The 23,704-nt window shown below is 64.8% G+C and carries 21 protein-coding genes; 12 read left to right on the top strand and 9 right to left on the bottom strand.

The genetic code is table 11. The annotated features are described in order from the left end of the window. Positions 1-105: 105 nt before the first annotated feature. Positions 106-882: a DUF899 domain-containing protein gene (locus tag SIN08_RS20785; RefSeq protein WP_322453523.1), complete on the top strand. Its 777-nt coding sequence runs from the start codon at positions 106-108 to the stop codon at positions 880-882. A 57-nt stretch (positions 883-939) separates the two neighbouring features. Here the strand turns inward: SIN08_RS20785 and SIN08_RS20780 are convergent, their stop codons facing one another. Then, positions 940-1,707, bottom strand: a complete 768-nt coding sequence (locus tag SIN08_RS20780; RefSeq protein WP_322453522.1) for a DeoR/GlpR family DNA-binding transcription regulator — start codon at positions 1,705-1,707, stop codon at positions 940-942. Continuing rightward, positions 1,707-2,558 (bottom strand): HAD-IIB family hydrolase, encoded by an 852-nt coding sequence (locus tag SIN08_RS20775; protein WP_416208109.1) that lies wholly within the window; start codon positions 2,556-2,558, stop codon positions 1,707-1,709. The genes SIN08_RS20780 and SIN08_RS20775 overlap by 1 nt, the downstream gene beginning before the upstream one ends. A gap of 171 nt (positions 2,559-2,729) precedes the next feature. Here SIN08_RS20775 and phnD point away from each other — a divergent pair, with 171 nt between their 5' ends. The 4 genes from phnD to phnE (SIN08_RS20755) all read left to right on the top strand — a co-directional run bounded on the left by phnD (position 2,730) and on the right by phnE (SIN08_RS20755) (position 6,207). After that, positions 2,730-3,734, top strand: a complete 1,005-nt coding sequence (gene phnD, locus SIN08_RS20770) for a phosphate/phosphite/phosphonate ABC transporter substrate-binding protein (protein ID WP_322453521.1) — start codon at positions 2,730-2,732, stop codon at positions 3,732-3,734. Positions 3,735-3,800: 66 nt separating this feature from the next. Further along, positions 3,801-4,595, top strand: a complete 795-nt coding sequence (gene phnC / locus SIN08_RS20765) for a phosphonate ABC transporter ATP-binding protein (protein WP_322453520.1) — start codon at positions 3,801-3,803, stop codon at positions 4,593-4,595. Next, positions 4,592-5,410, top strand: coding sequence for a phosphonate ABC transporter, permease protein PhnE (phnE, locus tag SIN08_RS20760; protein WP_322453519.1), 819 nt, complete (start codon positions 4,592-4,594; stop codon positions 5,408-5,410). Before phnC ends, phnE (SIN08_RS20760) begins: the two co-directional genes overlap by 4 nt. Further along, positions 5,404-6,207 (top strand): phosphonate ABC transporter, permease protein PhnE, encoded by an 804-nt coding sequence (gene phnE, locus SIN08_RS20755; RefSeq protein ID WP_322453518.1) that lies wholly within the window; start codon positions 5,404-5,406, stop codon positions 6,205-6,207. Before phnE (SIN08_RS20760) ends, phnE (SIN08_RS20755) begins: the two co-directional genes overlap by 7 nt. Before the next feature lie 31 nt (positions 6,208-6,238). Here phnE (SIN08_RS20755) and SIN08_RS20750 read toward each other — a convergent pair whose 3' ends face one another. The 7 genes from SIN08_RS20750 to SIN08_RS20720 form a co-directional block, all read right to left on the bottom strand. Beyond that, positions 6,239-6,874 (bottom strand): alpha/beta family hydrolase, encoded by a 636-nt coding sequence (locus SIN08_RS20750; RefSeq protein WP_322453517.1) that lies wholly within the window; start codon positions 6,872-6,874, stop codon positions 6,239-6,241. Positions 6,875-7,003: 129 nt separating this feature from the next. Further along, positions 7,004-7,240: a hypothetical protein gene (locus SIN08_RS20745; protein ID WP_322453516.1), complete on the bottom strand. Its 237-nt coding sequence runs from the start codon at positions 7,238-7,240 to the stop codon at positions 7,004-7,006. Positions 7,241-7,810: 570 nt separating this feature from the next. Then, positions 7,811-9,082: an MFS transporter gene (locus tag SIN08_RS20740; RefSeq protein WP_322453515.1), complete on the bottom strand. Its 1,272-nt coding sequence runs from the start codon at positions 9,080-9,082 to the stop codon at positions 7,811-7,813. Positions 9,083-9,386: 304 nt separating this feature from the next. Further along, positions 9,387-9,545, bottom strand: a complete 159-nt coding sequence (locus SIN08_RS20735; RefSeq protein WP_322453514.1) for a hypothetical protein — start codon at positions 9,543-9,545, stop codon at positions 9,387-9,389. 304 nt (positions 9,546-9,849) lie between these two features. Beyond that, positions 9,850-10,782: a sugar phosphate isomerase/epimerase family protein gene (locus SIN08_RS20730; RefSeq protein WP_322453513.1), complete on the bottom strand. Its 933-nt coding sequence runs from the start codon at positions 10,780-10,782 to the stop codon at positions 9,850-9,852. Between the two features lies 1 nt (position 10,783). Beyond that, positions 10,784-12,295, bottom strand: coding sequence for a glycerol-3-phosphate dehydrogenase (locus tag SIN08_RS20725; protein ID WP_322453512.1), 1,512 nt, complete (start codon positions 12,293-12,295; stop codon positions 10,784-10,786). Between the two features lies 1 nt (position 12,296). Further along, positions 12,297-13,922, bottom strand: coding sequence for an FGGY-family carbohydrate kinase (locus tag SIN08_RS20720; RefSeq protein ID WP_322453511.1), 1,626 nt, complete (start codon positions 13,920-13,922; stop codon positions 12,297-12,299). Positions 13,923-14,827: 905 nt separating this feature from the next. Between SIN08_RS20720 and SIN08_RS20715 the strand changes: the two genes are divergently transcribed. The 7 genes from SIN08_RS20715 (at position 14,828) to SIN08_RS20685 (ending at position 23,421) form a co-directional block, all read left to right on the top strand. Beyond that, complete coding sequence (locus SIN08_RS20715; RefSeq protein WP_322453510.1) at positions 14,828-15,487, top strand: DUF2291 domain-containing protein; 660 nt, start codon at positions 14,828-14,830, stop codon at positions 15,485-15,487. Between the two features lie 11 nt (positions 15,488-15,498). Beyond that, positions 15,499-17,034, top strand: a complete 1,536-nt coding sequence (locus tag SIN08_RS20710; RefSeq protein WP_322453714.1) for a sugar ABC transporter ATP-binding protein — start codon at positions 15,499-15,501, stop codon at positions 17,032-17,034. 22 nt (positions 17,035-17,056) lie between these two features. Beyond that, positions 17,057-18,148: an ABC transporter permease gene (locus SIN08_RS20705; RefSeq protein ID WP_322453509.1), complete on the top strand. Its 1,092-nt coding sequence runs from the start codon at positions 17,057-17,059 to the stop codon at positions 18,146-18,148. A 63-nt stretch (positions 18,149-18,211) separates the two neighbouring features. Next, on the top strand, positions 18,212-19,177 hold the full coding sequence (locus tag SIN08_RS20700; protein ID WP_322453507.1) for a D-ribose ABC transporter substrate-binding protein: 966 nt from the start codon (positions 18,212-18,214) through the stop codon (positions 19,175-19,177). A 146-nt stretch (positions 19,178-19,323) separates the two neighbouring features. After that, positions 19,324-20,163 carry a DeoR/GlpR family DNA-binding transcription regulator gene (locus tag SIN08_RS20695; protein ID WP_322453506.1) on the top strand — a complete coding sequence of 280 codons (840 nt, stop codon included), beginning with the start codon at positions 19,324-19,326 and terminating at the stop codon, positions 20,161-20,163. Positions 20,164-20,239: 76 nt separating this feature from the next. Further along, positions 20,240-21,757, top strand: coding sequence for an FGGY-family carbohydrate kinase (locus SIN08_RS20690; RefSeq protein ID WP_322453505.1), 1,518 nt, complete (start codon positions 20,240-20,242; stop codon positions 21,755-21,757). After that, the gene (locus tag SIN08_RS20685) at positions 21,754-23,421 is read left to right on the top strand and encodes a glycerol-3-phosphate dehydrogenase/oxidase (RefSeq protein WP_322453504.1); all 1,668 of its coding nucleotides are present in this window, start codon (positions 21,754-21,756) and stop codon (positions 23,419-23,421) included. Before SIN08_RS20690 ends, SIN08_RS20685 begins: the two co-directional genes overlap by 4 nt. The last annotated feature ends 283 nt before the right edge of the window (positions 23,422-23,704 follow it).

The following is a 23,704-nucleotide window of genomic DNA, read 5'->3' as shown; positions in this document are numbered from 1 at the left end:
CCCACCCTCCGCTTCGCTGGTCCTAACCTATCTCGTGTCCACCAACCAGCACATCGTGTCAGGAACGACGCGAGCGGCAAGGGACACCCGAAGGAGAAAAAATCGATGACGACTCACATGAACGGAACACGCCAAGAGTGGCTTGCCGCACGGCTCGAACTGCTCGAGGCCGAGAAGGAACTGACGCACCGCAGCGATGCGCTGGCGCGGAAGCGGCAGGAATTGCCGTGGGTGCGCATAGACAAGGACTACCGCTTCGAGACCGATGAGGGCAGCGCCTCGCTGGCCGACCTCTTCCGCGGGCGCTCGCAGCTTCTCGTCTACCATTTCATGTTCGGGACGGACTACGAGGCCGGCTGTCCGTCCTGCTCGTCGATCGCCGACGGCTTCAACGGCATCGCGGTGCATCTGGCGAACCACGATGTCACCCTGTCGGCGGTATCGCGGGCACCGCTCGTCAAGCTGCAGGCGTACAAGCGGCGCATGGGATGGACATTTCCCTGGGCCTCCTCACACGGCAGCGACTTCAACGCCGACTTCAATATCTGGTTCTCCGAGGCGCAACAGCGCGAGGGAGACGTCGAATACAACTATCGGCGTGAGGCCGCGTTTGCGTGGCGCCCGGGCCAGGAGGGTGGCGGCGAAAGCGCGGAAGCCGATATCGCCGCCATGTGCGGCACCGATGTGGCGACATTCCATCGGGACAGGCCCGGCATGAGCGCGTTCGTGCGCGAAGGCGACGCCGTCTACCATACCTACTCCACGTACGCGCGCGGGCTGGACGGGCTCTGGGGCATGTACCAGTGGCTCGACCGTGCGCCCAGGGGACGCAACGAGACCGGCGTCTGGTGGCGTCGTCACGACGAATACGGCAGGCGCTGAGGACCGTGCGTGCCGGGGCGTTACCGGACCGGCGCTGCCGGGCGGCCTGCCCCGGTATCACGCAAGCTTGATCCGCACATTGGCTCGGTGGAGCGCTTCGCGCAGAAGAAAGGGCGGCTGCATGTCGGTCACGACCCCCTGCAGCATCGAAAGCGGCTCGACCGTCGCCACGAGCTCGACGTCGAACTTGGAGTGGTCGACCAGCAGAAACGTTCCCCGCGCCTGTCTTATCATCGTGCGCTTGACGGCGACGGCGGCGAGATTCGCATCGGTGATTCCCTTGGCGGTCAGGCCGCTGGAGCCGATGAAGGCGCGGTTGGCGTTGTACCGGCTAAGGAAATCCAGGGTCTCCGGGCCGTAAACGGCGGCCTCGGGGCCCATGAAGTCGCCGGGACACAAAACGATATGGAACGTCTTGTTCCGCCCGAGCGCCGTCGCCACCGCCAGGCTGTTCGTCAGGATGGTGAGATCCCGCCCCCTCTCCGCCAGCCCCAGCGCCAGTTGATGCGTGGTCGAGCCGGCGTCGATCATGAGCACTTCGCCAGGCCTCACCAGCTCGGCCGCGCTCCTGCCGATGCGCGCCCGCTCGTCTATACGGGCGAGGTCGCGCTCGCCGAAAGGCGGCTGGGCGCCCATGGGCGCGGCCGCCGCCCCGCCATAGGCGCGTCGGAGAAGGCCTTTTCCGCTCAAGGCCTCCACGTCGCGGCGGACCGTCTCCGTCGAGACGCCGAAGCGAAGGGCGAGATCGGACGTGCGCACATGCGGATGCTGGCGCAGTTCGAGAAGGATCTGCTCCTGCCGGTCCCGCTTGCGCAGACGTGTCATCAGCCCTCCCTCGCTTCCAGGATGGCTTCGGCGAGCTCCGCAAAACCGCTGCCTCCGGCGGCAAGCGTCAGGTATTTCGGCGGCGTCTCCACCTCGTCGCAAAACGCCGCGAAATTGGCCACGCCCACGCTGTTGGCGAAAAAGCCGAACATCGGCGCGTCATTGGGCGAGTCGCCGACGAACAGCGCCCTCCCGTTCTCCCGGTCGATGTCGATCCCGTACATTTCCTCGAAGAGGCGGCGCGCCATCGTCAGCTTGTCATAGTTTCCGAACCAACCATTGACATGGATGGATGACACTTTTGCCATCGCGCCGGCCGCCTCGAAACAGTTCACGATGCGCCGGACCGCGGTCTTGGTCAGGTGCGGCCCGTCCTCGGCGATGTCGATCGCCAGATCCGCTTCGCGGAACGCCTGGTCGGCGGAAAGGCGCGCGCCCTCCACGGTCGACAGGATGGTGGTCGCGAGACTGTCGAGCCGTTTGCGGTCCTCCTGTCGCGTGTGGGCCGGCCGCGCAAAACGCCTGTGCATTCCGCCCGCCGGATGGCGCGCGAAATAGAAGGCGCCGTTCTCGCCGATGACGGCGCTCACCGGCCACAACCGGGCGATGAGATCGCACCAGCCTGCCGGCCGACCGGTCACCGGAATGACTCGTAGCCCTGCCTCGGAAAGCCGTTCCAGCGCGCTGTAGGCAATACCCGGCAGCCGGCCGTCGTTGGTGAGCGTATCGTCGATATCGGTGAGGACGAACGCGATCCGCCGAAGCTGCTCCTTTCCCATCGCCGAGAGCGGGAGAGGCGCCGCCTCCCTGTCCCGTGCAGGTCGCGCTGCTTCGGCTTCGTCCACCACCATTACCTCCTCCCAAAGTTGTGCAAACTTCCACAATTTGTAGCGCTTATGCGGGGAAATTTCGAGGGGTCTACCATTTTTCTCCAGAGACTATTGCAAAGTACCACAGATCGCCGATACGTTCGGTCAGCAGGCGGCACGGTAGCCGCCGCGCGCTTTCAGGGAGGAAACGACATGACCTACGCGGTATCCCCTACCGTTTGCCTCGGCCGTCTGGGCACGGCCGCGCTTGGCCTTTCGGCGCTGCTTCTGGCTGCGCCCGCACAGGCGCAGGACTGCCCCAACCGCGGGCAACTCGACGCCGCTTATTGCGACGCCAACGGTGACCTGGTGGCCGATACACCGTCCGATCCGTCGGCACTGGTCAATCCCGACACGCTCGTCTTCGCCTATACGCCGGTCGAGGATCCCGCGATCTACGAAGATATCTGGGATCCCTTCATCGAACATCTGGAGGATGTGACCGGCAAGGACGTCCAGTTCTTCGCCGTGCAGTCCAATTCGGCGGAAGTCGAGGCGATGCGCAGCGGCAGGCTGCATATCGCCGGCTTCTCCACCGGCCCCACGCCTTTCGCCGTCAACCTGGCGGGTGCGGTGCCCTTCGCCATCATGGGCTCGGAGGACGGGCGCTTCGGCTACACCCTGCAGGTCTATACGCGCAAGGACAGCGGCATCGACGAGATGACCGACCTCAAGGGCAAGCGCGTCGCCCACACGTCGCCCACCTCGAACTCCGGCAATCAGGCGCCGCGCGCCCTCTTCCCCTCGCTCGGCGTGGTGCCGGACGAGGATTACGAGGTCACCTATTCCGGCTCCCATGACCAGTCCATGCTGGGTGTCGTGGCGGGCGACTACGATGCCGCGCCGGTGGCGTCGGAAGTGGTGGAGCGCATGGCTGATCGCGACCTCTACGATCCGGAGGAGGTCAAGATCGTCTGGGAATCCGATCCTTTCCCGACGACCTCCTACACCTATGCGCACAATCTCGACCCGCAGCTCGTCGAAAAGATCAAGGAAGCCTTCTTCTCCTTCGATTTCGAGGGCACCGCGCTCGGCGAGGAGTTCACGGGCGTCAGCAAGTTCGTGCCGGTCACCTACGAGAAGGACTGGGCAGTGATCCGCGAGATCCAGAAGGCCAACGGCGTTCGCTACACGCCTCAGGACCTTGCCAAGGAATAGCAAACGATCTGCTATACTGCGCGGCTGCCCTTGGTGGCCGCGCCATAACTTCGCGGAGCCCCTTGCATGCTGAAGATCGAAAAGCTGGTGAAGCGCTACGGCAACGGTGAGCCGGTTCTCAAGGGGCTCGACCTTGAGGTGCCCGGCGAAAGCGTCGTCGCGGTCATCGGCGCCTCCGGGGCCGGCAAGAGCACGCTCCTGCGCTGCATAAACCGGCTGGTGGAGCCGACGGCGGGAAGGGTAGAGCTGAACGGTGTCGAGCTCACGGCCCTGCGCGGTCGTGAGCTGCGGGCAGCGCGGCGGCGGATCGGCATGATCTTCCAGAGTTTCAATCTGGTCGACCGGCTCACCGTAATGGAGAACGTGCAATCGGGCCGTCTCGGTTATCTGCCAACATGGCGCGCCATCATGCGGCGTTATCCGGCAAAGGACATCCGCCGCGCTTACGAACTGATGGACCGTGTCGGCATCGCCCACTACGCCAACAAGCGGGCCGACGAGCTTTCCGGTGGCGAGCGCCAGCGCGTCGGTGTGGTGCGCGCGCTGATGCAGGAGCCGCAAATCCTGCTGGCCGACGAGCCGACGGCCTCGCTCGATCCCAAGACATCCGAGCAGATCATGGAACTGCTGCGCTTGCTCTCGCGCGAGTTCTCGCTGCCCGTGCTCATAAACATCCACAATGTCGGCGAGGCCAAGGCCTATTCCGACCGCATCGTCGGCATGCGCTACGGCCGCATCATCTTCGACGCCGGCCCCTCCGCGCTCGACCGTGCGGCCATGGACGAGATCTACGCCGGCACGCCCGCGGACGAGCGTGCGATCGCCGACGGCGTGGCACATCCGAGGATGCAGACCGCATGAGCGCCCACGCCACGCAGAGCGGCCGCGCGCTTCCCGAAACGTGGCGCAAGCCGCCGCTGATCGCCAACCCATTTCTGCGCTACGGGCTGATGGCGGCAGTGTTCGCCTATGTGGTCTGGGCCATCACCATGCTGCCGATCGACTGGGCACGCGTCACCGAAGGCGCCACGCGGGCCACGCGCATCTTCAGCGGCGCCTTCCCGCCAAGCTTCGAGCGCAGCGGGCTTCTGATCGACGGCTTTTTGGAAAGCCTGAAGATCGCCATCCTGGCGACCGTCGGCGGCGTGCTTCTGTCCATCCCCATCGCGTTCATGGCGGCGCGGAATCTCGCGCCCATGCCCATCTACCTCCTGGGGCGGGGCATCATCATCGTCGCCCGCAGCTTCCATCCCGTCATCGTCGCCATCATCTTCGTCAAGGCGGTGGGCTTCGGTCCCCTGGCGGGCGTTCTCACGCTCATCGTCTATTCGATCGGCTTCGTCGCCAAGATGCTGGCCGAGCGCATCGAGGAGATCGACTGGGGCCAGGTGGAGGCCATGCGGGCGGTGGGCGCCGGCTATTTCTCCACGATCGTCTATGCCGTCTTCCCGCAGATCATGCCGCGCCAGGTCGGGCTCAGCATCTATCAGCTCGATTCCAACCTGCGCGCCTCGGCCGTGGTGGGCATTGTCGGCGCCGGCGGCATCGGCTCCACCCTCGCCAACGCCTTCGGCCGGTACGACTACGACTTCGCACTCGCCATCACCATCGTCATCGTCGCGGTGATCCTCTTCAGCGAGGCAGTCAGCGGGCAGATCAGGAAACGCATATGGTAGACCTCGACGCAACACCCGAAGATTGGGTGCGCTACACGCCGCGCCAGCGCCTCGCGCGTTACCTCGCCTATCTCTTCTGCATCGCGGCTATCGTCTGGGCGATCACAAGCATCGATGTCATCTGGCCCTGGGTCTATGACGCGCCAGAGCAGATGGCCGACCTCCTCGGCCGCATGGTCCCGCCCGATACGTCGAACCTGCCGCAGATCCTGTGGGTGTTGCTGGAGACGGTGAACATCGCCACCATCGCCACGGCCATTGCCGTCGTGGTCTCGCTGCCGGTCGCCTATATCGCCGCCCAGAACACGACACCCAACGCCGCAACCCTTTGGCTCGGCCGCTTCATCCTGGTCTCCAGCCGCTCCGTCAACACGATCATCTGGGCGCTCCTGTTCGTGGCCATCTTCGGCCCGGGCATCGTCGCCGGTATCCTCGCCATCATGTTCCGTTCGATCGGTTTCATCGGCAAACTGCTGGGCGAGGCGATCGAGGAGATCGATCGCAAGCCTGTGGAAGCCCTGGAGGCAACCGGGGCTTCGCGCTTCAAGGTGATCCTCTATGCCATCGTGCCGCAGGTCATGCCGGCCTTCTGGGCCGTCAGCATCCTGCGCTGGGACATCAATCTTCGCGAGTCGACGGTGCTGGGCCTCGTCGGTGCCGGCGGCATCGGCCTGATCCTGCAAGGGGCGATCGACACCTTCAACTGGCAGGAGGCGGCCACGGTTCTTTTGGCGATCCTGGTGCTGGTCATCATCGGTGAGTTCGTCGCGATGACGCTGCGCAAGCGCATTATCTGAGTCTCCGGAGCGCCGTGCCCGGATCCGGTCCTCATCCCTGAACGATGCGTCTCGTCCAGGCGTGCACGGCTTCGGCCATCGTTTGCAGGTGGTCGGCCGCGGAGAAGCCGGAGATCCTCTTGCGCGGCTTCAGATCATGATCGCCGTCTTCGAGCCACAATAGCTCGATCGGATTTGATAGCGCATACGCGCCGACCTCTTCCCGCGTTCCGAACTGGTCGCGCGTTCCCTGGCAGATCAAGGTCGGAGTCTTGAGGCCGGTCAGGTGCGCGGTTCTGATCTGCGCGGGCTTATCGGGCGGGTGGAACGGATAGCCGAGGCAGACAAGGCCGGCGATCCTGCCGCCCGTGTGAAGATCGTCGGCGACCATCGAGGCGACGCGCCCGCCCATGGATTTCCCGCCGATGATCAATGGGCCACGAGCGTCCAGCGCGTTGACGGCGGCGAGATATTCGGGAAGAAGACGCTCCGCCCGCGGCGGCGGTTTCCGCACGCCGCTGCGGCGTGCGGCCATGTAGCCGAACTCGAAACGGGCGACACGCAAGCCTTCGCCCGCCAACGCCTCGGCGATGGCATTCATCGCGCCCGAGTCCATCGGTGCTCCGGCCCCGTGTGCAAGGAGCACGGTTGCAGTTCCAATCTCTGGACCGTCGAGAAGGAAGTTCATTCGATCGCCCTTATGCGCACCACCCGGTCGGATGAGAGGTAACCGTCCGGCGGAGGAAAAGGCAATCCAGGGCAGGGCAACCACGTGCGCGGCGAAGCGGAGGCTATCCCCGGCTTCGCCGCATCGTGCTCAGTTGTTTTCGGAATCCGTTTCGGCGTCGAAAGCCATGATCGTGCTCTTCACGATACCGTAGAGGCTCGCCACCCCGATCAGAGTACCCAGGACGAGGGTAGGAAATGAATCGAGATGGAGTAGGCCCGACAGCGACCACACGGCCGCAGCCGCACCCGCGATGATCTCGGTTGTCATGAAGAGGGAGACGGAGACGAAGCCCAGCAGGCTCCCCGGCGTGATAACCCGTTTCATGGGCATTCCTATGTATTCACGCAGACATGGTGAAAGCGTCGGCCATACGGCGGCCGACTGGGAAGGCGCACCGGTGAACGGGCGCCCTTGTATTCTTCCGATCGATATCGGGTTGTCAGGCCGGCTGCGGCGGCGCTCTCGCCCGAGGGGAAAAGGTGAGGCCAAGAAAATGGCGGCGGGGAAGGCCTAACGCGTGTGCGGGCCGGAAAGGCTGTTCCGGCAGGACGACGGCAGCAGCGGGGATTGCGGCCGCACTCCCCGGACTTTTCTCGCCCAGGATCGTTTCGTGCCGGGAAAGGGCGTCGATGCGCGGGCCCGACTCCCGGACAACCGCCGCGCTCAGATCCTGATCGGCGCGGGTGAGGCGCGGTTCCCCCGGTGAAAGGAGGTCCGGCGGAGATTGCCGTGCATCCACGCCAAGGCAAAGCACTGCCAGGAGCAGAACGAAGCAGCGGCGCAACAGGTGCGGTTTCATCGGGAATCTTCCACAGGATCTCGCTTTATCTAGCGCAAGCTGAAGGTTTCGGCCAGCAGAAGATGCAAAGCACCTGGGTCACCATCGTCGCCCCGTTATCGCACGATGCTTTCCTCCGGCTCTTTTAACGGCGGTTCCGGCGTTTCTTCGCTTCGCGGGTCATAGCCCACCGGCGCTGCGATCGCGCTGTCGACGGCGGGAACGAAGTCCGCGCTGTGCGTCTCCGCCGGCCGGGCCTGGTCACGCATGCGCAGGAGGATGAAGGCGGCAAACAGCACATAGACGAGAGCGATTTCCGCGAACAGTGCGCCCGGACCGGCAAGCCGCATGGCGAACGCTCCGGCGACCGGACCAAGTACCGATCCAACGCCGTTCAGAAGCAGCAGTCCTCCGGAAACTTCGACGAAGCTCTCGGTGGTGATCAGGTCGTTCACGTGGGCGACGGAAATGGCATAGACGGGAAAGGAGAAGGCGCCGAACGCGAAGGCAAGCGGCAGGACGCCCGGGCTCCAGTACCGGCTGGCCAGAAACAGGCCGAGGCCCGTCGCCACCGAGAGGCCGGAGACGAGGAGGATGACTGCGCGTCGGTCGAGGCGGTCCGAAAGGCGGCCGAACGGCCATTGCGAGAGCGCCCCGCCGAGCACGGCGACGCCGATGAAGGTCGCGACCCCCGTTGCGTCGAAACCGGCGCTGCTCGCAAAGATAGGTGCAAGCGACCAGAAGGCGCCGTTGACGAGCCCCACGGCGAAGCATCCCACGGCGCCGGCCGGCGACAGGCGCACGAGCCGGATTGGATGCAGCCGCACCGTCGCCAGCGGCGCCGGTGCGGTTGCGGACGTTAGGGCGATCGGCACGGCCGCCAGCGAAACGACGATCGACGCGACCGCGAACAGCGTGAATTCCGTCGGCTCGTAGAAGGTCAGCAAGATCTGCCCGCAGATGATCGCGACGAATGTGAGCGTCGTATAGACGGAGAAGACCGTTCCGCGCATGGTGTTGTCGGCGCGTTCGTTGAGCCAGCTTTCGATGACGAGGAACAGGGCGGCGATGCAGTAGCCCGTCACTGCCCGCAGGATCCACCATGCCCATTCCTGCAGCGTGAGAATGTGAAGGAGCGGGACCACCGATGCGATGGCGACCATCGCGGTGAAGACGCGTATATGGCCGACGGGGCGCACCAGATGCGCCGTGGTGAGGCAGCCCACGACGAAGCCGATGAAATAGCTCGACCCCATGAAGCCGATCGACAAGGCGGGAAACGCTTCGGCTTCAGCCCGCAGAGGCAGGAGCGTCGTCTGCAGCCCGTTTCCTGTGAGCAGAATGGTGGCGCTGAGAAGCAGAGCGCCGAGTTGCGCGATGATAGCCAAGTGCTGTCTCCCCACAAAAGGTGTCCCGGGCTCCGCCGAGGCGCGTGCCCGAATTTTTACGTAACAGGAAGGGCAAATATCTTCGGCCGGATCGGTTCCGGCAACCCAGGACCGCTGGTACTACCGGCTCGGCAAGGCAGGTAGAACCCGTCTCGTCGATATGCCGGTGGTCTCGTTCGCGGACCTTCCCCGCAATTGCAGCTCGGCATTGCATGCGCCGAGGTCCGTACGGCCGCCGGAAGACGGAATGCTGGCGCAGGCAGGCATACGGTCGGGCGCAGCTCTCGCGCTGGGCGAGGTGGTGCTAATAGACGAAAAAGGACCCGACCAGGAAAGCCAGCGAGGTCGCGATGACAAGGAGAAGGGCGACGACCCACATGGCCATTCTGCGCCTGGCAAAGCCCGCCCGATACTCGTCTTGGTTGTCGCCTTTTTCCGCAGAACTTGTACGCTCCGTCTGCACGCCGCTTCCTCGCTCCGACGCTGGTGACTGTCGCTGGGTTGGTATTGTCCAATTTTAGAGAGCCAGCATCATTCCTGCAATGATGAAGATCAGTGACAGGAAGGCGGCTGCGAGCAGGATCAGCAACAGCGGTTTCATCGAAGGCAACGGTGCGCGAACAATTCCGCCTGACGATAGGGCGGATGGGCGGCGCGGCAATGCCGCTTGTCGATCACCGCTTCAAAAAACGCCTTGGCTTATCGATAAGCGCAGTCTTGCGGCACGCCGGTAGCGCCGGGGTTGTTCGAAACCGCATCGCCAACCTTCAGATCCTGAGATCGGAAACGCCCGTGTCGATGTGCGGTGCCCAGAAGGCCACGCTTTCGGCGATTTGCGGAATGACCTGGCGGTCGTTGGGCTCACGTTCCTTGAAGGAGAGCTCCAGGCAGATCTCGTTGTCCTCGGCACCGCCCTCGCCAAGGGCCGCGAGCAGGGGCTCGGGCTGGATGCGGCCCCTGGCGTTGAACTCGGCGGTGAAGGGGCGGTGCCCGCCCTTGTCCATCAGCGACTGCTTGATGTGGATGATGGGGCTTACCTTCGGAACCGCGCGCGCCCAGGCATAGGGGTCGTAGTCGTCCGCCTCGGGCGAGGTGACGTCGCCGTGATCGATGTCGGCCATCATCCACATCGGGATGGCCATCTTGGCCGCGGAGAGACGCTCCTGCAGGGCCATGCACGCGGCTATCGTCTCGCCGAACTCCCGGCCGATGCTCATGGGTTCCCAGAACACGTAGGCGAGCCCCGCCCCCTTGGCATGCTCGGCGACTTCCGCCCAGCAGTCGATGGCGACCCGGATCAGTTCCTCGCGGCGGGCGGGGTCGTCATAGTCGCGATAGGTGAAGATGGCGAACTGCGTGCCGATGGAGGTTCCGCCCAGATCGGCGATGATATCGGCGAAGGTCTTGAACCAATCGACGTAGTAGCGCCGCACGTCCCGGTCCGGGTGGCCGAAGTGGTTGAGTCGCCCGTAAGGGCCGGTCATGCCCGAGGTGACGCGCACGCCGGTGCGGTCGAGCGCGCGGCCCATCTCCCGCGTGAGCCTGCGGATGAGCGAAGACGGCCAGGACGGGTTGATGAACTCGTGGGTGAGCTGCAGATCGCGCACGCGCAGCTTCCGGGCGACGGTGTCGATGAGATCGTCCGGCTCGGCGAAGCGGTTCACCAGCGGATTGGTGTTGAGGGAAAGGGTGAGCGGCATGTCAGGCGGCCTCCCGCATCTTAGCGCTGAACCAGTCGGCAAAGTCGGCCTGTTCCGTCTCGGTAAGGTGCAGCCGGTGCTTGGTTCGTCGCCATAGCACGTCCTCCGGCGTCATCGCCCATTCGTGCTGCGCCAGGTATCGCACTTCGGCCTCGTAGAGATCGCCGCCGAAATGACGGCCGAGCTCCTCGAGAGACCTCGCCTCGCCGATGATCCAGGATATGCGGGTGCCGTAAAGCCGGGCGTAATGGTCGCGCAGCGAGCGCGGCATCCACGGGTAGTCAGCCTTGATGCGCGCGCGGAAGCTTTCGAAATCGGCATTCTCGATGTCGCCTCCCGGCAGCGAGGCGGCTCCGGTCCAGTCTTCGCCCATCTGGGGGAAGAAGGCTCTGAGCTTGCCGAGGCCGCGCTCGGCCAGTTCCCGGAAAGTCGTGATCTTGCCGCCGAACACGTTGAGGAGCGGTGCGCCGTCCTTTTCGTCGAGATCGAAGACGTAGTCGCGCGTGACCGCCGAGGGGTTGCCCTGGCCGTCGTCGAAGAGCGGCCTGACCCCGGAAAAGGCGGTCAGCACATCCTCGCGGCGCAGCTTTTCCTTGAAATAGCGATTGACCGCGGCAAGCAGGTATTCGATCTCGTTCTCGTCGGCGTCCACCTGTTCGGCCGCACCCTCATAGGCGATGTCCGTCGTGCCGATCAGCGCCTTGTCGCCTTCATAGGGGTTGATGAAGATGACGCGCTTGTCGTGGTTCTGGACGAGATAGGCATTCGCCCCCTCCCAGAACTTGGGCACGATGATGTGGCTTCCCTTGACCAGCCGCACATTACGGGCCGAGTTCGCCCCGGCTACCCGCTGCACCACATCCTTGACCCAGGGGCCGGCCGCATTGACCAGAACCTTCGCGCGGAATTCGCGGGTTTCCCCTGTTTGCGTGTTCCGGGTCGTCACGGTCCAGGCGCCGTTCTCCCGCCGCGCGGAAATGCAGGGCGTCCGCGTCAGCACGGTCGCGCCGCGTTCTGCCGCGTCGACCGCGTTGAGCACGACGAGACGCGCGTCGTCCACCCAGCAGTCGGAATATTCGAATGCGCGGGTATATTTATCGAGGAGCGGCGCGCCCTCCGGTGCGCGGCGCAGGTCGAGCGTGCGGGTTCCGGGAAGCTTCTCGCGTCCGCCGAGATGGTCGTAAAGAAAGAGGCCCAGCCGCACGAGCCAGGCGGGCCGATCCTCGGGCGAATGCGGCAGCACGAAGCGCAAAGGCCAGATGATGTGCGGTGCTGCGTTCATGAGGACCTCGCGTTCGATCAACGCCTCGCGGACCAGCCGGAACTCGTAGTATTCGAGATAGCGCAAGCCGCCGTGCACGAGCTTGCCCGAGCGCGACGACGTGCCCTCGCCAAGATCGTCCTTCTCGCACAGGACCACCGACAGCCCGCGACCCGCCGCGTCGCGCGCTATCCCCGCGCCGTTGACTCCGCCGCCGACGACGAAGAGATCCATCATGTCTTGCTTGCTCATCCTAGCCTCTTTGCGCTCTGCTGGCGGCGTCGAGCGTCATCTGTGTCTGTTCTTCCTGTGCGTCGGCGCCGAGCGCGGCGCGATGGGCGGCAAGGCTGTCCCAAACGGGAGAAAGCGCCTGGCGCGCCGAGACATAGGCGGGAAACAATCCCTCATAAATCTCTACCAGTGTTGGATCGGGCGCTTCCGGCGGGCCCAGAAGCGGCTTCACCCATTCGGCGATGCAGGCATCCATGTCCGGATAGACCCCGGTCGCGACCGCTGCCATCATGGCGCAGCCCGCCGCACCGGCTTCCTCGCGGGCCGAGACGAGAACAGGTGCGGCAACACAAGCAGCCAGGACCGAGCGGAGTGCGGCGGAACGGGCCGCCCCACCCGTCAGGCGCAATTCAGCGGGCATCGGGCCCATCGCCGCGTAGCAGTCGCGCGCCGCCATGCCGAGACCCTCGACCACGCCGCGCAGAAGGTCGGAGAAACGGTGATGCGCCGAAAGGCCGATGAAGCCCGCCCGTGCATCGGCATTGACGAACGGGCCCCGCTCGCCGGCTTCCGAGATATAGGGGTGGTAGAGCAGGGCGCCCGGGCGCGAGCGGCCCATCCACCCCTCGATGCGATCGACAAGATCCTTGTAGGAATGTTCGTGCCCGGTTTCGCTCATCAGGTCTGCGGCAACGCGGAGCACCCAGTCGAGGTTGAGTGTCGCCGCCATGTTCGTTTGCACCTGGGTGACGAGCCCCGGCACGGGCAGGCAGATGACGTATCCGGTTCGCGCCTTGTTGAGGTGCACGGCGTCGGCGCGGACGGCCCGCATGTGTACGCCGGTCGAGCCGACGGTCGAGCAGGCGGCGTTTTTGTCTCCCGTGTGGACCCCGGCTCCGAGCGCCGTCATGACCATATCGACATAGCCGAGGCAGACCGGAGTGCCGGCGCTGAGGCCGGTCGCTTCCGCAGCGGCCTCCGTGAGCGGGTGGGTGGTCTGCGTGCCTTCGACGATTTCCGGCAGAAGACCGCGGCGCTTCTTTAGGCCCAGCGCTTCGATCACCGCGTCGTCATAGGCGCGGGTGCGAAAATTGCCGAAGGTGAAAGACGCTTCGGAAGGGTCGGTGGCGCGAATGCCGGTGAGGTTCAGATAGAGCCAGTCCTTGCAGTGGAGCGCGACTTCCGCCCGGTCGAGGAACTCGGGTGCGGTAGTATCCATATGGGCCATCTGCGCGCCCTGCTGGCAGGTGTTGAGGCCAGTGCCCGTCGCCGCGAAGCGCACCTGGTCGGCCGCATCGGCGGCAAGGCGGCGCACGGTCGGCGCGGCGCGCGCGTCGAGCCACAGCCACGCATCGCCGACCGGCCGGTCTCCCGCACCCACCAGCCATGTACCGTCGCCCTGGCCGGTTACCGCGACGGCGGCGGTGCGGCGGGCGAGGCCGTCGACCGTCTCGCCCAACTGGCGCAGCGCCGCCGCACAGTCCGCCCATGTCTGCTCCAGCGATTGACAGGCCGACCCGTCCGCTGCCGTCCGATAGTGATTGAGGACCGAGGCATCCGCGATCTGGCGACCGGTGAGGCTGAATGCCACCGCCTTGATGACAGACGTCCCCGCGTCGATGCCGATGAGGATGTCCGGCTCAGCCATTCAAGCACGCTCCAACACACGAGGCCGGGCCGGCCGCTAGAGCATTTTGTCGGCACGTGGAAACACTTGCCGCCGCGCAAATGCGGCTAAAACAAACGGATAGAGCGCACGTGCGAGCAAAAGCGAGCGCATACCGCTCCAGGCGGGCCGATGCCGTGTGGAAAATCCGTGTCAATTCATCCTCCCTGGCCGGCGGGTCCGCCTGCCGGCGTCCGCATCGCGCAGAGCGCCTGCTTTAGCTCCATACGGTCACCGCCATGTAACAGGCTATGTTAGAAATCTAGTTCACATCACATAAAACAGCCAATTAAATCACACAAGAGGTGGCTGTCGAAGCATATGGTGGGCGGGGCCTCCTGTCGGGGCCGGTTCTGCGCGTCTGAATAAAATCCTCCGGGCGTAAAACTGCGAAGTTTGAGACAAACTGTCGCCATAAAACGGCGTAGACTGCCGGAAATCGAGGCTTTTAGACCGCTTTTCCCGTATCGAACCATCGGTATTCCGCCGCGCAGGGTGGATGATCTCGCGAGGAAGGGCGTGGAAGGAGGCCCGTGGGAAATTCGCGTTCATCTGCAATTCGGCGATTGACAGCGCTCTTGAAATCTAACACTATCCTCACATAAGATATCACAAACTTAACACTGGAGTGCGCGCACGCCACCTCGTTTCATCGGCCGGTGCCGGTTCGTAACGACCGAGGAAGGACACGCGGACTTTCCGGAGAGAGTTGTGTGGGAGGAGTTGAGAATATGGTTTCACCGTTTCATAGGCTGTCCAGATCTGCGCGCCCGGGCGTCCGGGCGGCGACCGTGCGCTGGTCGCTTCATTCTTGACCCTTCGAGGGCAACAAGTCGGCACCGCCCGCGTCCTCCCAGGTTGAAAACAGGTCGATAGAGCGTTTCCCCATGAGTACCCAAACCGACATCACGCAACCGCCGCGCCGAAGCGGCCTCAGCATAAAGGCCGTTCTCGGCGCCGCGGCCGTCGCCGTGCTGGTCGGGGTCATGGCCCTGGATACCGAGGTAGTGGTCATCGGCTCGGAGGAAGACGTGCGGGAAGGGAGCTTCTCGCCCGAGCGCTTTGGCGAGGAGATGTTCCCGCAGATCCGCGAAAGTGTTTTGAGCCGCGCCGTCGACGCGCCGACGCTCGCCGAGGCCGTTTCCGAAGACGCGGGCGCCGCCGGCGAGCAGTATGGCGTCGGGGACGGGATCGGCCCCGTGGTCCCGGTGCGGTTCACCGGGGTGGCGGGCGAGGAGCGCGCCGGCGTCTACACGGTTGCCGTCGAAGGCGTCCCCGAGGAGACGACGATCCGCGTCCAGACCGGTCCGGCGATCAACGGAACGGATCTGCGCGATGCGACCGGCACGATCTCGTTCGGGCAGTTCACCAACCAGATCGAGTATCAGAACGCCGGCGCCGGCATCAACAACGAGATGAAGCGACAGGTCCTGGCCGACATCGACACGGAAAACCTCAGCGGCAAGACCATCACCGTCACCGGAGTCTTCAAGCTGATCAATCCGAAGAACTGGCTCGTGACGCCGGTCGAGATGAGCGTCCAATGACGCTGCACGACATGAACGGCGTCCGCGAGAAGACGTCATCCGTCGTTCTCTCGGCGCGCAACATCGCCAAGTCGTTCGGCAGCATCCACGCGCTGAAGGGCGTGAATTTCGATGTCCATCGCGGCGAGGTCACCACGCTCTTCGGCGAGAACGGGGCCGGAAAATCCACGCTGATGAAGGTCCTGTCCGGCGTCATCCAGCCGAGTTCGGGGGAGATCGTGCTGGAAGGGCGGCCGGTCACCTTCCACGCTTCCTCGGAAGCGCGCGACCTGGGCATATCGATCATTCACCAGGAACTGAGCCTCGCGCCCAACATGAACGTTCGCGACAACATCTTCATGGGACGCGAGATCATGGGGCCGGGCGGCGTCGATTACGCGGAGGAGGAAAAGCAGACCAGGGCGCTGATGCGCGAACTGGAGGAAGATATCGATCCTCTGTCCCTGGTCGAGGATTTGCGGCTCGGCCAGCAGCAGCTCGTCGAGATCGCCCGCGCCCTGTCTGTCAACGCGCGCATCCTCATCATGGACGAGCCCACCTCGGCGCTGAGCGCCTCGGAGGTGGAGGTGCTGTTCAAGGTCGTGCGCGACCTCAAGAGCCGCGGCGTTTCGATTGTCTATATCTCGCACCACCTCGAGGAAGCCCTGCAGATCACCGATCACGCGGTGGTGCTGCGCGACGGCGTGATGACGGCGAGCGCGCCGCGCAGCGAAATCAGCCTGGAATGGATCGTCCGCAACATGGTCGGAGAGAACTTCGACCTGGGCTCGCCACCCGAGGGCCACAGGATCGGCGAGGTTGCCTTGTCGATCCGCGACCTGACCGTTCCCGACACGGTGCGGAAGGGCCGCAACGTCGTCGATGGCGTGTCGCTGGACGTTCGCGCGGGCGAGATCGTCTGCATCTACGGGCTGATGGGCGCCGGACGGACCGAGATGCTGGAATGCGTCGCCGGGCGCCTGCCCAATTCTTCCGGCACGGTGAGCCTCCTCGGCTACGACGTTTCTGCACTGTCGATCGCCGAGCGGATCGAGGAGGGCCTGGTGCTCGTCCCCGAGGACCGGCAGAGGGACGGTCTCGTCCAGACGATGACGGTCGGCAAGAACCTTTCGCTGGCCAGCATCGGCGCCTTCACCCGCAATTCGATCATCTCGCGGCGCCGCGAACGGTCCCTCGTCGAGCGCGCGATCAAGAACGTGACGATCAAGACCTCCGGCGGGGAGGCCGAGATCGGGTCGCTGTCGGGTGGCAATCAGCAAAAGGTCGTCATCGGCAAGATGCTGGCCACCAACCCGAAGGCCGTCCTGCTCGACGAGCCGAGCCGCGGCATCGACATCGGCGCCAAGGCCGAGGTCTTCCGCCTTCTCGCCGAGGGCGCGCGGCAGGGCCTGGCGGTTATCTTCTCCACATCCGAGGTCGGCGAGTGCCTGAGCATCGCCCACCGTATCGTCGTCATGCGGCGGGGCCGGATTTCGGCGGAGTTTTCGAGCGACGTGTCAAAAGAAGAAATCATGGCAGCCTCCGGCGAGGCCGTGAACGCCATATAAGAACGCTTACCGGAGTCACCCTATGAGCGACACCACCACAGCCGCGAACCAGGCCAGGGCCGGCATCAGGAGCGCCGATTTCGACATCGTGAAGATGCTCCTGGAAGGGCGGGCCTTCTTCGCGCTGATCGCGATCATTATTACCTTCTCGATCCTCTCGCCGGTCTATTTCTCGGTGAACAACTTCCTCATCATGTCGTCGCACGTGGCCATCTTCGGCCTGCTGGCGCTCGGCATGCTCCTGGTCATCCTTACCGGCGGCATCGATCTGTCGGTCGGCTCGACACTAGCGCTCGCCGGGGTGGTCGCCGGCTTTCTGATGCAGGGCGTGAGCCTGGAGATGTTCGGCGTCATCCTGTATCCCCCGGTCTGGGTCGTGGTGATCCTGACCTGTGCTGTCGGGGCCTTCGTGGGGCTGATCAACGGCGTTCTTGTCGCATTCTTCAAGGTTCCCGCCTTCGTCGCCACGCTCGGCCTCCTGTACGTGGCGCGCGGCGTCGCGCTCTTGATGACCAACGGCCTCACCTACAACAATCTGGGCGGACGTCCCGAACTCGGCAACACCGGTTTCGAATGGCTCGGCTTCAACCGGCTTCTCGGCGTGCCGATCGGCGTCGTCATCCTGGTTGCCGTCGCCGTTCTCTGCAGCCTGCTGCTCAACCGCAGTGCGCTGGGTCGCTGGATCTATTCCACGGGTGGCAATGAGCGCGCGGCCGAATTGTCCGGTGTGCCGGTGAGGCGCGTGAAAGTGACCGTCTACGTACTGTCCGGCATCTGTTCGGCGATCGCCGGGCTGGTCCTCAGCTCGCAGCTGACCTCCGCCGGCCCGACGGCGGGCACCACCTATGAGCTGACCGCCATCGCTGCCGTGGTGATAGGCGGTGCGGCGCTGACGGGCGGCCGCGGCACCGTGCGGGGCACGCTTCTGGGCGCCTTCGTGATTGGCTTCCTCTCCGACGGCCTCGTCATCATCGGCGTGTCTTCCTACTGGCAAACCGTTTTCACCGGCGCAGTCATCGTTCTGGCCGTGCTTCTGAACTCCATTCAGTACCGCGGCCGCCGCCGGGCGGTCGCCGCAACGCCTTCTCCGCAAACCGGGAAAGCTTCCGAGTAATCCGCTTGCGGAAAGTCCGGCCGGGCGACCGGCTTTCCAACAACCCAAAGGGAGTGAAACACCATGCTTACAAGAAGAGCGACCCTGCTGTTCGGTGCCGTGCTCGCGGCAACCCCCCTCATGTCCATGGGCGCCTGGGCACAGGATCAGGGGCTGATCTCGATCATCGTCACCGATCCCTCCAACCCCTACTGGTTCACCGAGGGTGAGGTCGCCAAGGCCACGGCGGAAGAGCTCGGTTACGAGGCGAATGTGAGCGCGCACAAGGGTGACACGAACACCGAGAGCAACCTGATCGACACCGCCATCACCAATCAGGCCAAGGCCATCATCCTCGATCCGGCCAATGCCGATGGCTCGGTCGGTGCCGTGCGCAAGGCGGTCGATGCCGGCATTCCGGTCTTCCTGGTGAACGCCGAAATCAACCAGAGCGGCCTGGCAACCGCCCAGCTCGTCTCCAACAACGCACAAGGGGCGGCCCTCGGTGCCCAGCAGTGGGTCCAGACAGTTGGCGACGAGGCCAAGTATGTCGAGTTCTTCGGCAATCCGGCCGACAACAACGCTGCCACCCGCTCGAACGGCTACGAGACGGTGCTGAGCCAGTATCCGGGGCTCGAGAAGGTCGCCGAGGAAGTGGCAAACTGGGACCGTACCCAGGGCTACAACAAGATGCAGTCGATCATTCAGGCCAACCCGAACATCGACGCCGTGATCAGCGGTAACGACGAGATGGCCCTTGGCGCGATTGCCGCGCTCAAGGAAGCCAACATGCTCGACGACGTCATCGTCGGCGGCTTCGACGGTTCGCCGGACGCGGTCGAGGCCATCAAGGCCGGCGAAATGGCCTATTCGGTACTTCAGCCGGTGGCCGTTTTCGCCGAGGAGGCCGTTCGCCAGGCCGATCACTACATCAAGAACGGCGAGCCGATGGTCGCGGAAGAGAAGCAGCTCTTCGACTGTGTCCTGATCACGCCCGACAATGTCGATCAGTACACCGCGCCCTTCGTTCTCGAAGGCATGAGCAACTGAGCGAACGATGCCCAGTTCCCGGCGGGTCTTTGCAGGCCTGCCGGGACGATCTTAGAGCAGCTTGACCCCATACGCTGTTTTGGGCTCCATTCAGATGGGGCAGATCGTATGTTCCGCCTCCGATCCATCCGACCGCGCAGTGCCTGATGAACGAAAGCAACGTACTCCCCGCAATGGACCGGCTGATGGCCGAGGAAGTGCCGAGCGACTCTCGGCAAGCCCGCCAGTTGGCTCGTCGCCAGATGATCGCCGAGACGGTCATGGCCGAGGGGTCCATGCGGATCGAGGACTTGACGGAGCGCTTCGGTATCAGCCTGATGACGGCGCACCGGGATCTGGACGATCTCGTCGATCGCGGTCTGTTGCGCAAGACCCGCGGCATCGTGTCGGCCGCGCCGACGAGCCTGATCGAGGCGAGCGACGTCTATCGCTCCGTCCGCCAGTCGGCCGAAAAGGCGGCGATCGCCGAGGCTGCCTTCCAGTTCATCGAGCCGGGCCAGGCGATCTTCATGGACGATTCCACCTCCGTGCTCCAGATGGCCAGGCTGGTGCCGGAGAAGGTTCCCCTGACGATCATCACCAATTCGCTGACGCTCATGAACGAGTTGAAGGGGACTCGCGACCTCTCCCTTCTCGGGCTCGGTGGTCAGTTTCACAACTGGTGCAACGCCTTCATCGGCCGCATGACCACGAACGAGATCTCCCGCCTTCGGGCGGACACGCTCTTTCTGTCCATGGCAGCGATCACCGACGACATGGTCTTCCACCAGTCGCCGGAGATGGTCGACACCAAGCGGGCGATGTTCGACGCGTCGGCAAGGCGCATTCTGCTCGCCGATCATTCCAAGTTCGAGCGCCGCGCGCTCTACGGCATGGTGTCCCTGAACGAGTTCGATGTCGTCATCGTCGACGACAGGACGCCCGAGCGGCATCTCGACAGGATGCGGGCCAATGGGATCAACGTGGTGGTGGCACCCGTCACGTAAGTATGTGTCTGCCGGTCCTTTCCGCGCCGCGGTATCCGGACCGTTTCCTAAAACCATCTGGCAAAGGAGGGGGGCGATGCCCAGCCTGCTGGGATTGGACAGCGGCCTGACCGTAACAAAGGCCGTTCTTTTCGACAGTGACGGGACGGAGATCGCCGTTGCCCGGCGGCGGGTGCCGCAGCACATCCCACGCCCACGCCATGTCGAGCGGGACATGAATGGCCTCTGGTCGGCGGCCGCCGAGGCGATCGCAGCAGCGATCGCGGAAAGCGGACGGCCGGCAAGCGACATCGCAGCCGTCGCCGCCACGGCGCATGGCGACGGCATCTACCTGCTTGATGCCGACCGGAAGCCGCTTGGCGCGGGAATCCTCTCCCTCGACAGCCGGGCGGAAGGCCTTGTCGCCGACTACTCCAAGACCGATCTCTTCGATCGCGCGCTTAAGCTCACCGGTCAGATACCGCACGCCGCAGCGCCCTCGGCACTGCTCGCCTGGATCGCCCGGGAGGAGCCGGACCGCTTCGCAAGGATCGCGCATATCCTGGCCTGCAAGGACTGGCTGCGGTTCTGCCTGACCGACACCATCGGCACGGACCGCACCGAAGCCAGCACCGCCTTCACCGAGCTTGCGACGCAGGACTACACACCGGACGCACTGAAGCTCTTCGGTCTCGAAGCGCTTGCCGGCGCTCTGCCGGCCATCGACCCGCCGGCGGCGGTCGTCGGCTGTGTCACCGAGGCGGCCGCGCGACAGACCGGTCTCGTGGCGGGCACGCCCGTCGCGGCCGGGCTGCACGATGTCACGGCCTCGGCGCTGGGCATCGGCGGGCATCGCGCGGGCGTGGTGGATGTGGTGGCCGGCACCTACTCGATCAACGAGATCGTGTCCGATCGGCCTCGTAGGGATCCGCGCTGGTTCTGCCGCAGCGGCATCGAGCCCGGCACCTGGAACAGCATGTCGATTTCACCGGCCTCGACCACCAATTACGACTGGTTTCTGGAAACGCTCTGCCGGGCGGAAGCGGGCGTCGGCGACGGCTCCATCCACGAGAGGCTTGCATCGGAAATCCGCGATGCCTTGGAGCGTCGCTCGACGCTACTCTTTCACCCTTTCCTCTTCGGTTCTCCCCATGGGGCGAATGCCAGCGGGGCTTTCCTCGGGATGCACGGCTGGCACGACCGTGGCGACCTTTTGAGGGCGGTGCTGGAGGGGATCGCCTTCAACCACCGCTATCACGTCGATGCGCTGCGGGACGGTTTCCCCTTTGAGGCAGCGCGCCTGACGGGCGGTGTGTCGCGCAGTCCGGATTTCGCACAAATGATGGCCGACGTGCTCGGCATGCCGGTCTCGACGAACCGGACCGGCGAGGCCGCCGCCTGGGGAGCGGCGCTGTGCGCCGGTGCCGCCGTGGGCCTCTTCAAGACACCCTTCGACGATCCGCGCGACCTTGCGGCGCTGACCCGGACTTATTCGCCGGACATGAACCGCCACGCGGACTACGACCGGCGCTATGCCGTCTTCGCCGAGGCCGTGGAGGCACTTCGTCCGGTGTGGCGGAAGCTTGAAGCGCTCGGATCGGAGGCACAGGTTTGACGAGCGGGACGGACAAGACCTTCGACGTCGTAATCCTCGGCGGCGGCGTCAATGGTGCGGGGTTGTTCCGCGATTTGTGCGAGCAGGGCGTCGACTGCCTGCTGGTCGACAAGAACGATTTCGGCTCCGGCACGAGCGCTGCGCCGTCGCGCCTCATCCATGGCGGTCTCAAATATCTGGAGACGGGCGAGTTCGGCTTGGTCGCGCAATCGACGCTCGAGCGCAACCTTCTGCTGCGCAATGCGCCGCATCTGGTGCGACCGCTGCCGACGGTGATCCCCATCTTTTCCTGGACGAAGGGGACCGGGGCGGCGCTGAGGACCTTCTTCGGTGCGAAGAGCGCGCCGCGCAGTCGCGGTGTCGTTCTCGTCAAGATCGGCCTTGCGCTTTACGATTTCTACGGCAGCCGCAGCAAGGTGATGCCGCGCCACAGCCTGTGGCGCCGGACGGCTGCGTTGAGGAAGCTGCCGGCGCTGACTCCCCGGATCGTGGCGGCCGGCAAGTACTACGATGCCAAGGTGACCGCGCCGGAGCGCCTCGTCTGGGAGCTGGTCCGTGACGGCCTGGCGGCCAATCCCGCGTCGGAAGCGCAAAACGCCACGAGCCTAAAGGGCCAGCGGGACGGAATCCTTGCTTTCGAAGCTGCCGACGGGACTGCCTTCACCGTCCGGCCCGGCCTCCTCGTCAACGCCGCCGGGCCCTGGATCGATCGCGTCAACCGCCTTCTGGGCATTTCCGGCAAGCTCATCGGCGGGACCAAGGGCTCCCATATCGTGCTCGACCATGAGGAGCTCGCCCGCCAGCTCGATGGCCGGATGATCTATTTCGAGGCGGACGACGGGCGCATCTGCCTCGTCTACGAGTATCTCGGCCGTGTGCTCGTCGGCTCGACCGACATTCCCGCCGACGATCCCGACACTGTCCGCTGCGAGGACGAGGAGGTCGACTATTTCCTCGACAGTCTGCGCGGGCTTCTACCCGGGCTGGCTTTCGACCGCGCGCAGATCGTCTATGCCTATAGCGGGATCCGCCCCCTGCCGGCGTCGGACGGCACGGCGCCGGGGCTGATCAGCCGCGACCATTCCGCCCCCGTTGCCGCGCCGGAGGCCGGACGTCCCTTTCCCGTCATATCGCTGGTCGGCGGAAAGTGGACGACATTCCGTGGCTTCGCGGAGGAAGTGGCCGATTCCGTCCTGGAACGGCTCGGGCGCAAGCGCCGGATCTCGACGCGCGAATTGCCCATCGGCGGCGGCCGCGACTATCCGGCGGATGAGGCCGGTCGCCGACTTTGGGTGACCGATCTCGCCAAGGAGACCGGGTTGCCGGCCGGGCGCGTGGAAACCCTTCTCGAGCGCTACGGCACCACTGCCGCGGCACTCCTGCGGGAGGAGGCGTCGGCCGAGGAGCGGCGTTTCCTCGACGATGTGCCCGATGTCAGCCATGCCGAGATCGCCTGGATCACGCGGAACGAGGCGGTCGTGCATCTCGGCGACATCGTGCTCCGCCGCACGACACTCGCGGTGACGGGGCGCCTTACCGCGCGTGATCTCGACACGATCTCGCGGATTGCCGGCACCGTGCTCGGCTGGTCGGAGGGGCGCCAACAATCGGAGCTTGAAGAGACGCTCGATACGTTGCGCCAGCGCAACCTTGCGCCGCTGTAGGTCGGGAAGGCTTCAGGGCGGAACCGTCCGCGCGTGCTTTCACCCTCGCCCTTCGACAGGCTCAGGATGAGGGTGAAGGCAGACCTGCGTCGCTGCTGGCTTTGCGGTCGAAAGGTTGAGTGTATACGTGAGCCCTCATGGTGAGCCTGTCGAACCACGATGGCGACTGCCATGCGCGGTCTTCGCAACCAACGATCTTCCAGCACCCAAAGCAGAGCGGCGCGGCCTGCCGGCCGCGCCGCTTTTCAAAACAGTTTTCTTTGCCGCAGCCATACCGCGGGCA

Source organism: Chelativorans sp. M5D2P16, assembly GCF_034427935.1.
In the GTDB taxonomy this organism is placed as follows: domain Bacteria; phylum Pseudomonadota; class Alphaproteobacteria; order Rhizobiales; family Rhizobiaceae; genus Chelativorans.
The sequence above is the reverse complement of the archived record's forward strand: the minus strand, read 5'-3'. Positions and strand labels throughout refer to the sequence as shown.

What these genes read in the sequence shown, in the direction of transcription:
- SIN08_RS20785 (WP_322453523.1), top strand. Translation starts at nt 106, where the DNA reads ATGACGACTCACATGAACGGAACACGCCAAGAGTGGCTTGCCGCACGG.
- SIN08_RS20780 (WP_322453522.1), bottom strand. Translation starts at nt 1,707, where the DNA reads ATGACACGTCTGCGCAAGCGGGACCGGCAGGAGCAGATCCTTCTCGAA.
- SIN08_RS20775 (WP_416208109.1), bottom strand. Translation starts at nt 2,558, where the DNA reads ATGGTGGTGGACGAAGCCGAAGCAGCGCGACCTGCACGGGACAGGGAG.
- phnD (WP_322453521.1), top strand. Translation starts at nt 2,730, where the DNA reads ATGACCTACGCGGTATCCCCTACCGTTTGCCTCGGCCGTCTGGGCACG.
- phnC (WP_322453520.1), top strand. Translation starts at nt 3,801, where the DNA reads ATGCTGAAGATCGAAAAGCTGGTGAAGCGCTACGGCAACGGTGAGCCG.
- phnE (WP_322453519.1), top strand. Translation starts at nt 4,592, where the DNA reads ATGAGCGCCCACGCCACGCAGAGCGGCCGCGCGCTTCCCGAAACGTGG.
- phnE (WP_322453518.1), top strand. Translation starts at nt 5,404, where the DNA reads ATGGTAGACCTCGACGCAACACCCGAAGATTGGGTGCGCTACACGCCG.
- SIN08_RS20750 (WP_322453517.1), bottom strand. Translation starts at nt 6,874, where the DNA reads ATGAACTTCCTTCTCGACGGTCCAGAGATTGGAACTGCAACCGTGCTC.
- SIN08_RS20745 (WP_322453516.1), bottom strand. Translation starts at nt 7,240, where the DNA reads ATGAAACGGGTTATCACGCCGGGGAGCCTGCTGGGCTTCGTCTCCGTC.
- SIN08_RS20730 (WP_322453513.1), bottom strand. Translation starts at nt 10,782, where the DNA reads ATGCCGCTCACCCTTTCCCTCAACACCAATCCGCTGGTGAACCGCTTC.
- SIN08_RS20725 (WP_322453512.1), bottom strand. Translation starts at nt 12,295, where the DNA reads ATGAGCAAGCAAGACATGATGGATCTCTTCGTCGTCGGCGGCGGAGTC.
- SIN08_RS20720 (WP_322453511.1), bottom strand. Translation starts at nt 13,922, where the DNA reads ATGGCTGAGCCGGACATCCTCATCGGCATCGACGCGGGGACGTCTGTC.
- SIN08_RS20715 (WP_322453510.1), top strand. Translation starts at nt 14,828, where the DNA reads ATGAGTACCCAAACCGACATCACGCAACCGCCGCGCCGAAGCGGCCTC.
- SIN08_RS20710 (WP_322453714.1), top strand. Translation starts at nt 15,499, where the DNA reads ATGAACGGCGTCCGCGAGAAGACGTCATCCGTCGTTCTCTCGGCGCGC.
- SIN08_RS20705 (WP_322453509.1), top strand. Translation starts at nt 17,057, where the DNA reads ATGAGCGACACCACCACAGCCGCGAACCAGGCCAGGGCCGGCATCAGG.
- SIN08_RS20700 (WP_322453507.1), top strand. Translation starts at nt 18,212, where the DNA reads ATGCTTACAAGAAGAGCGACCCTGCTGTTCGGTGCCGTGCTCGCGGCA.
- SIN08_RS20695 (WP_322453506.1), top strand. Translation starts at nt 19,324, where the DNA reads ATGAACGAAAGCAACGTACTCCCCGCAATGGACCGGCTGATGGCCGAG.
- SIN08_RS20690 (WP_322453505.1), top strand. Translation starts at nt 20,240, where the DNA reads ATGCCCAGCCTGCTGGGATTGGACAGCGGCCTGACCGTAACAAAGGCC.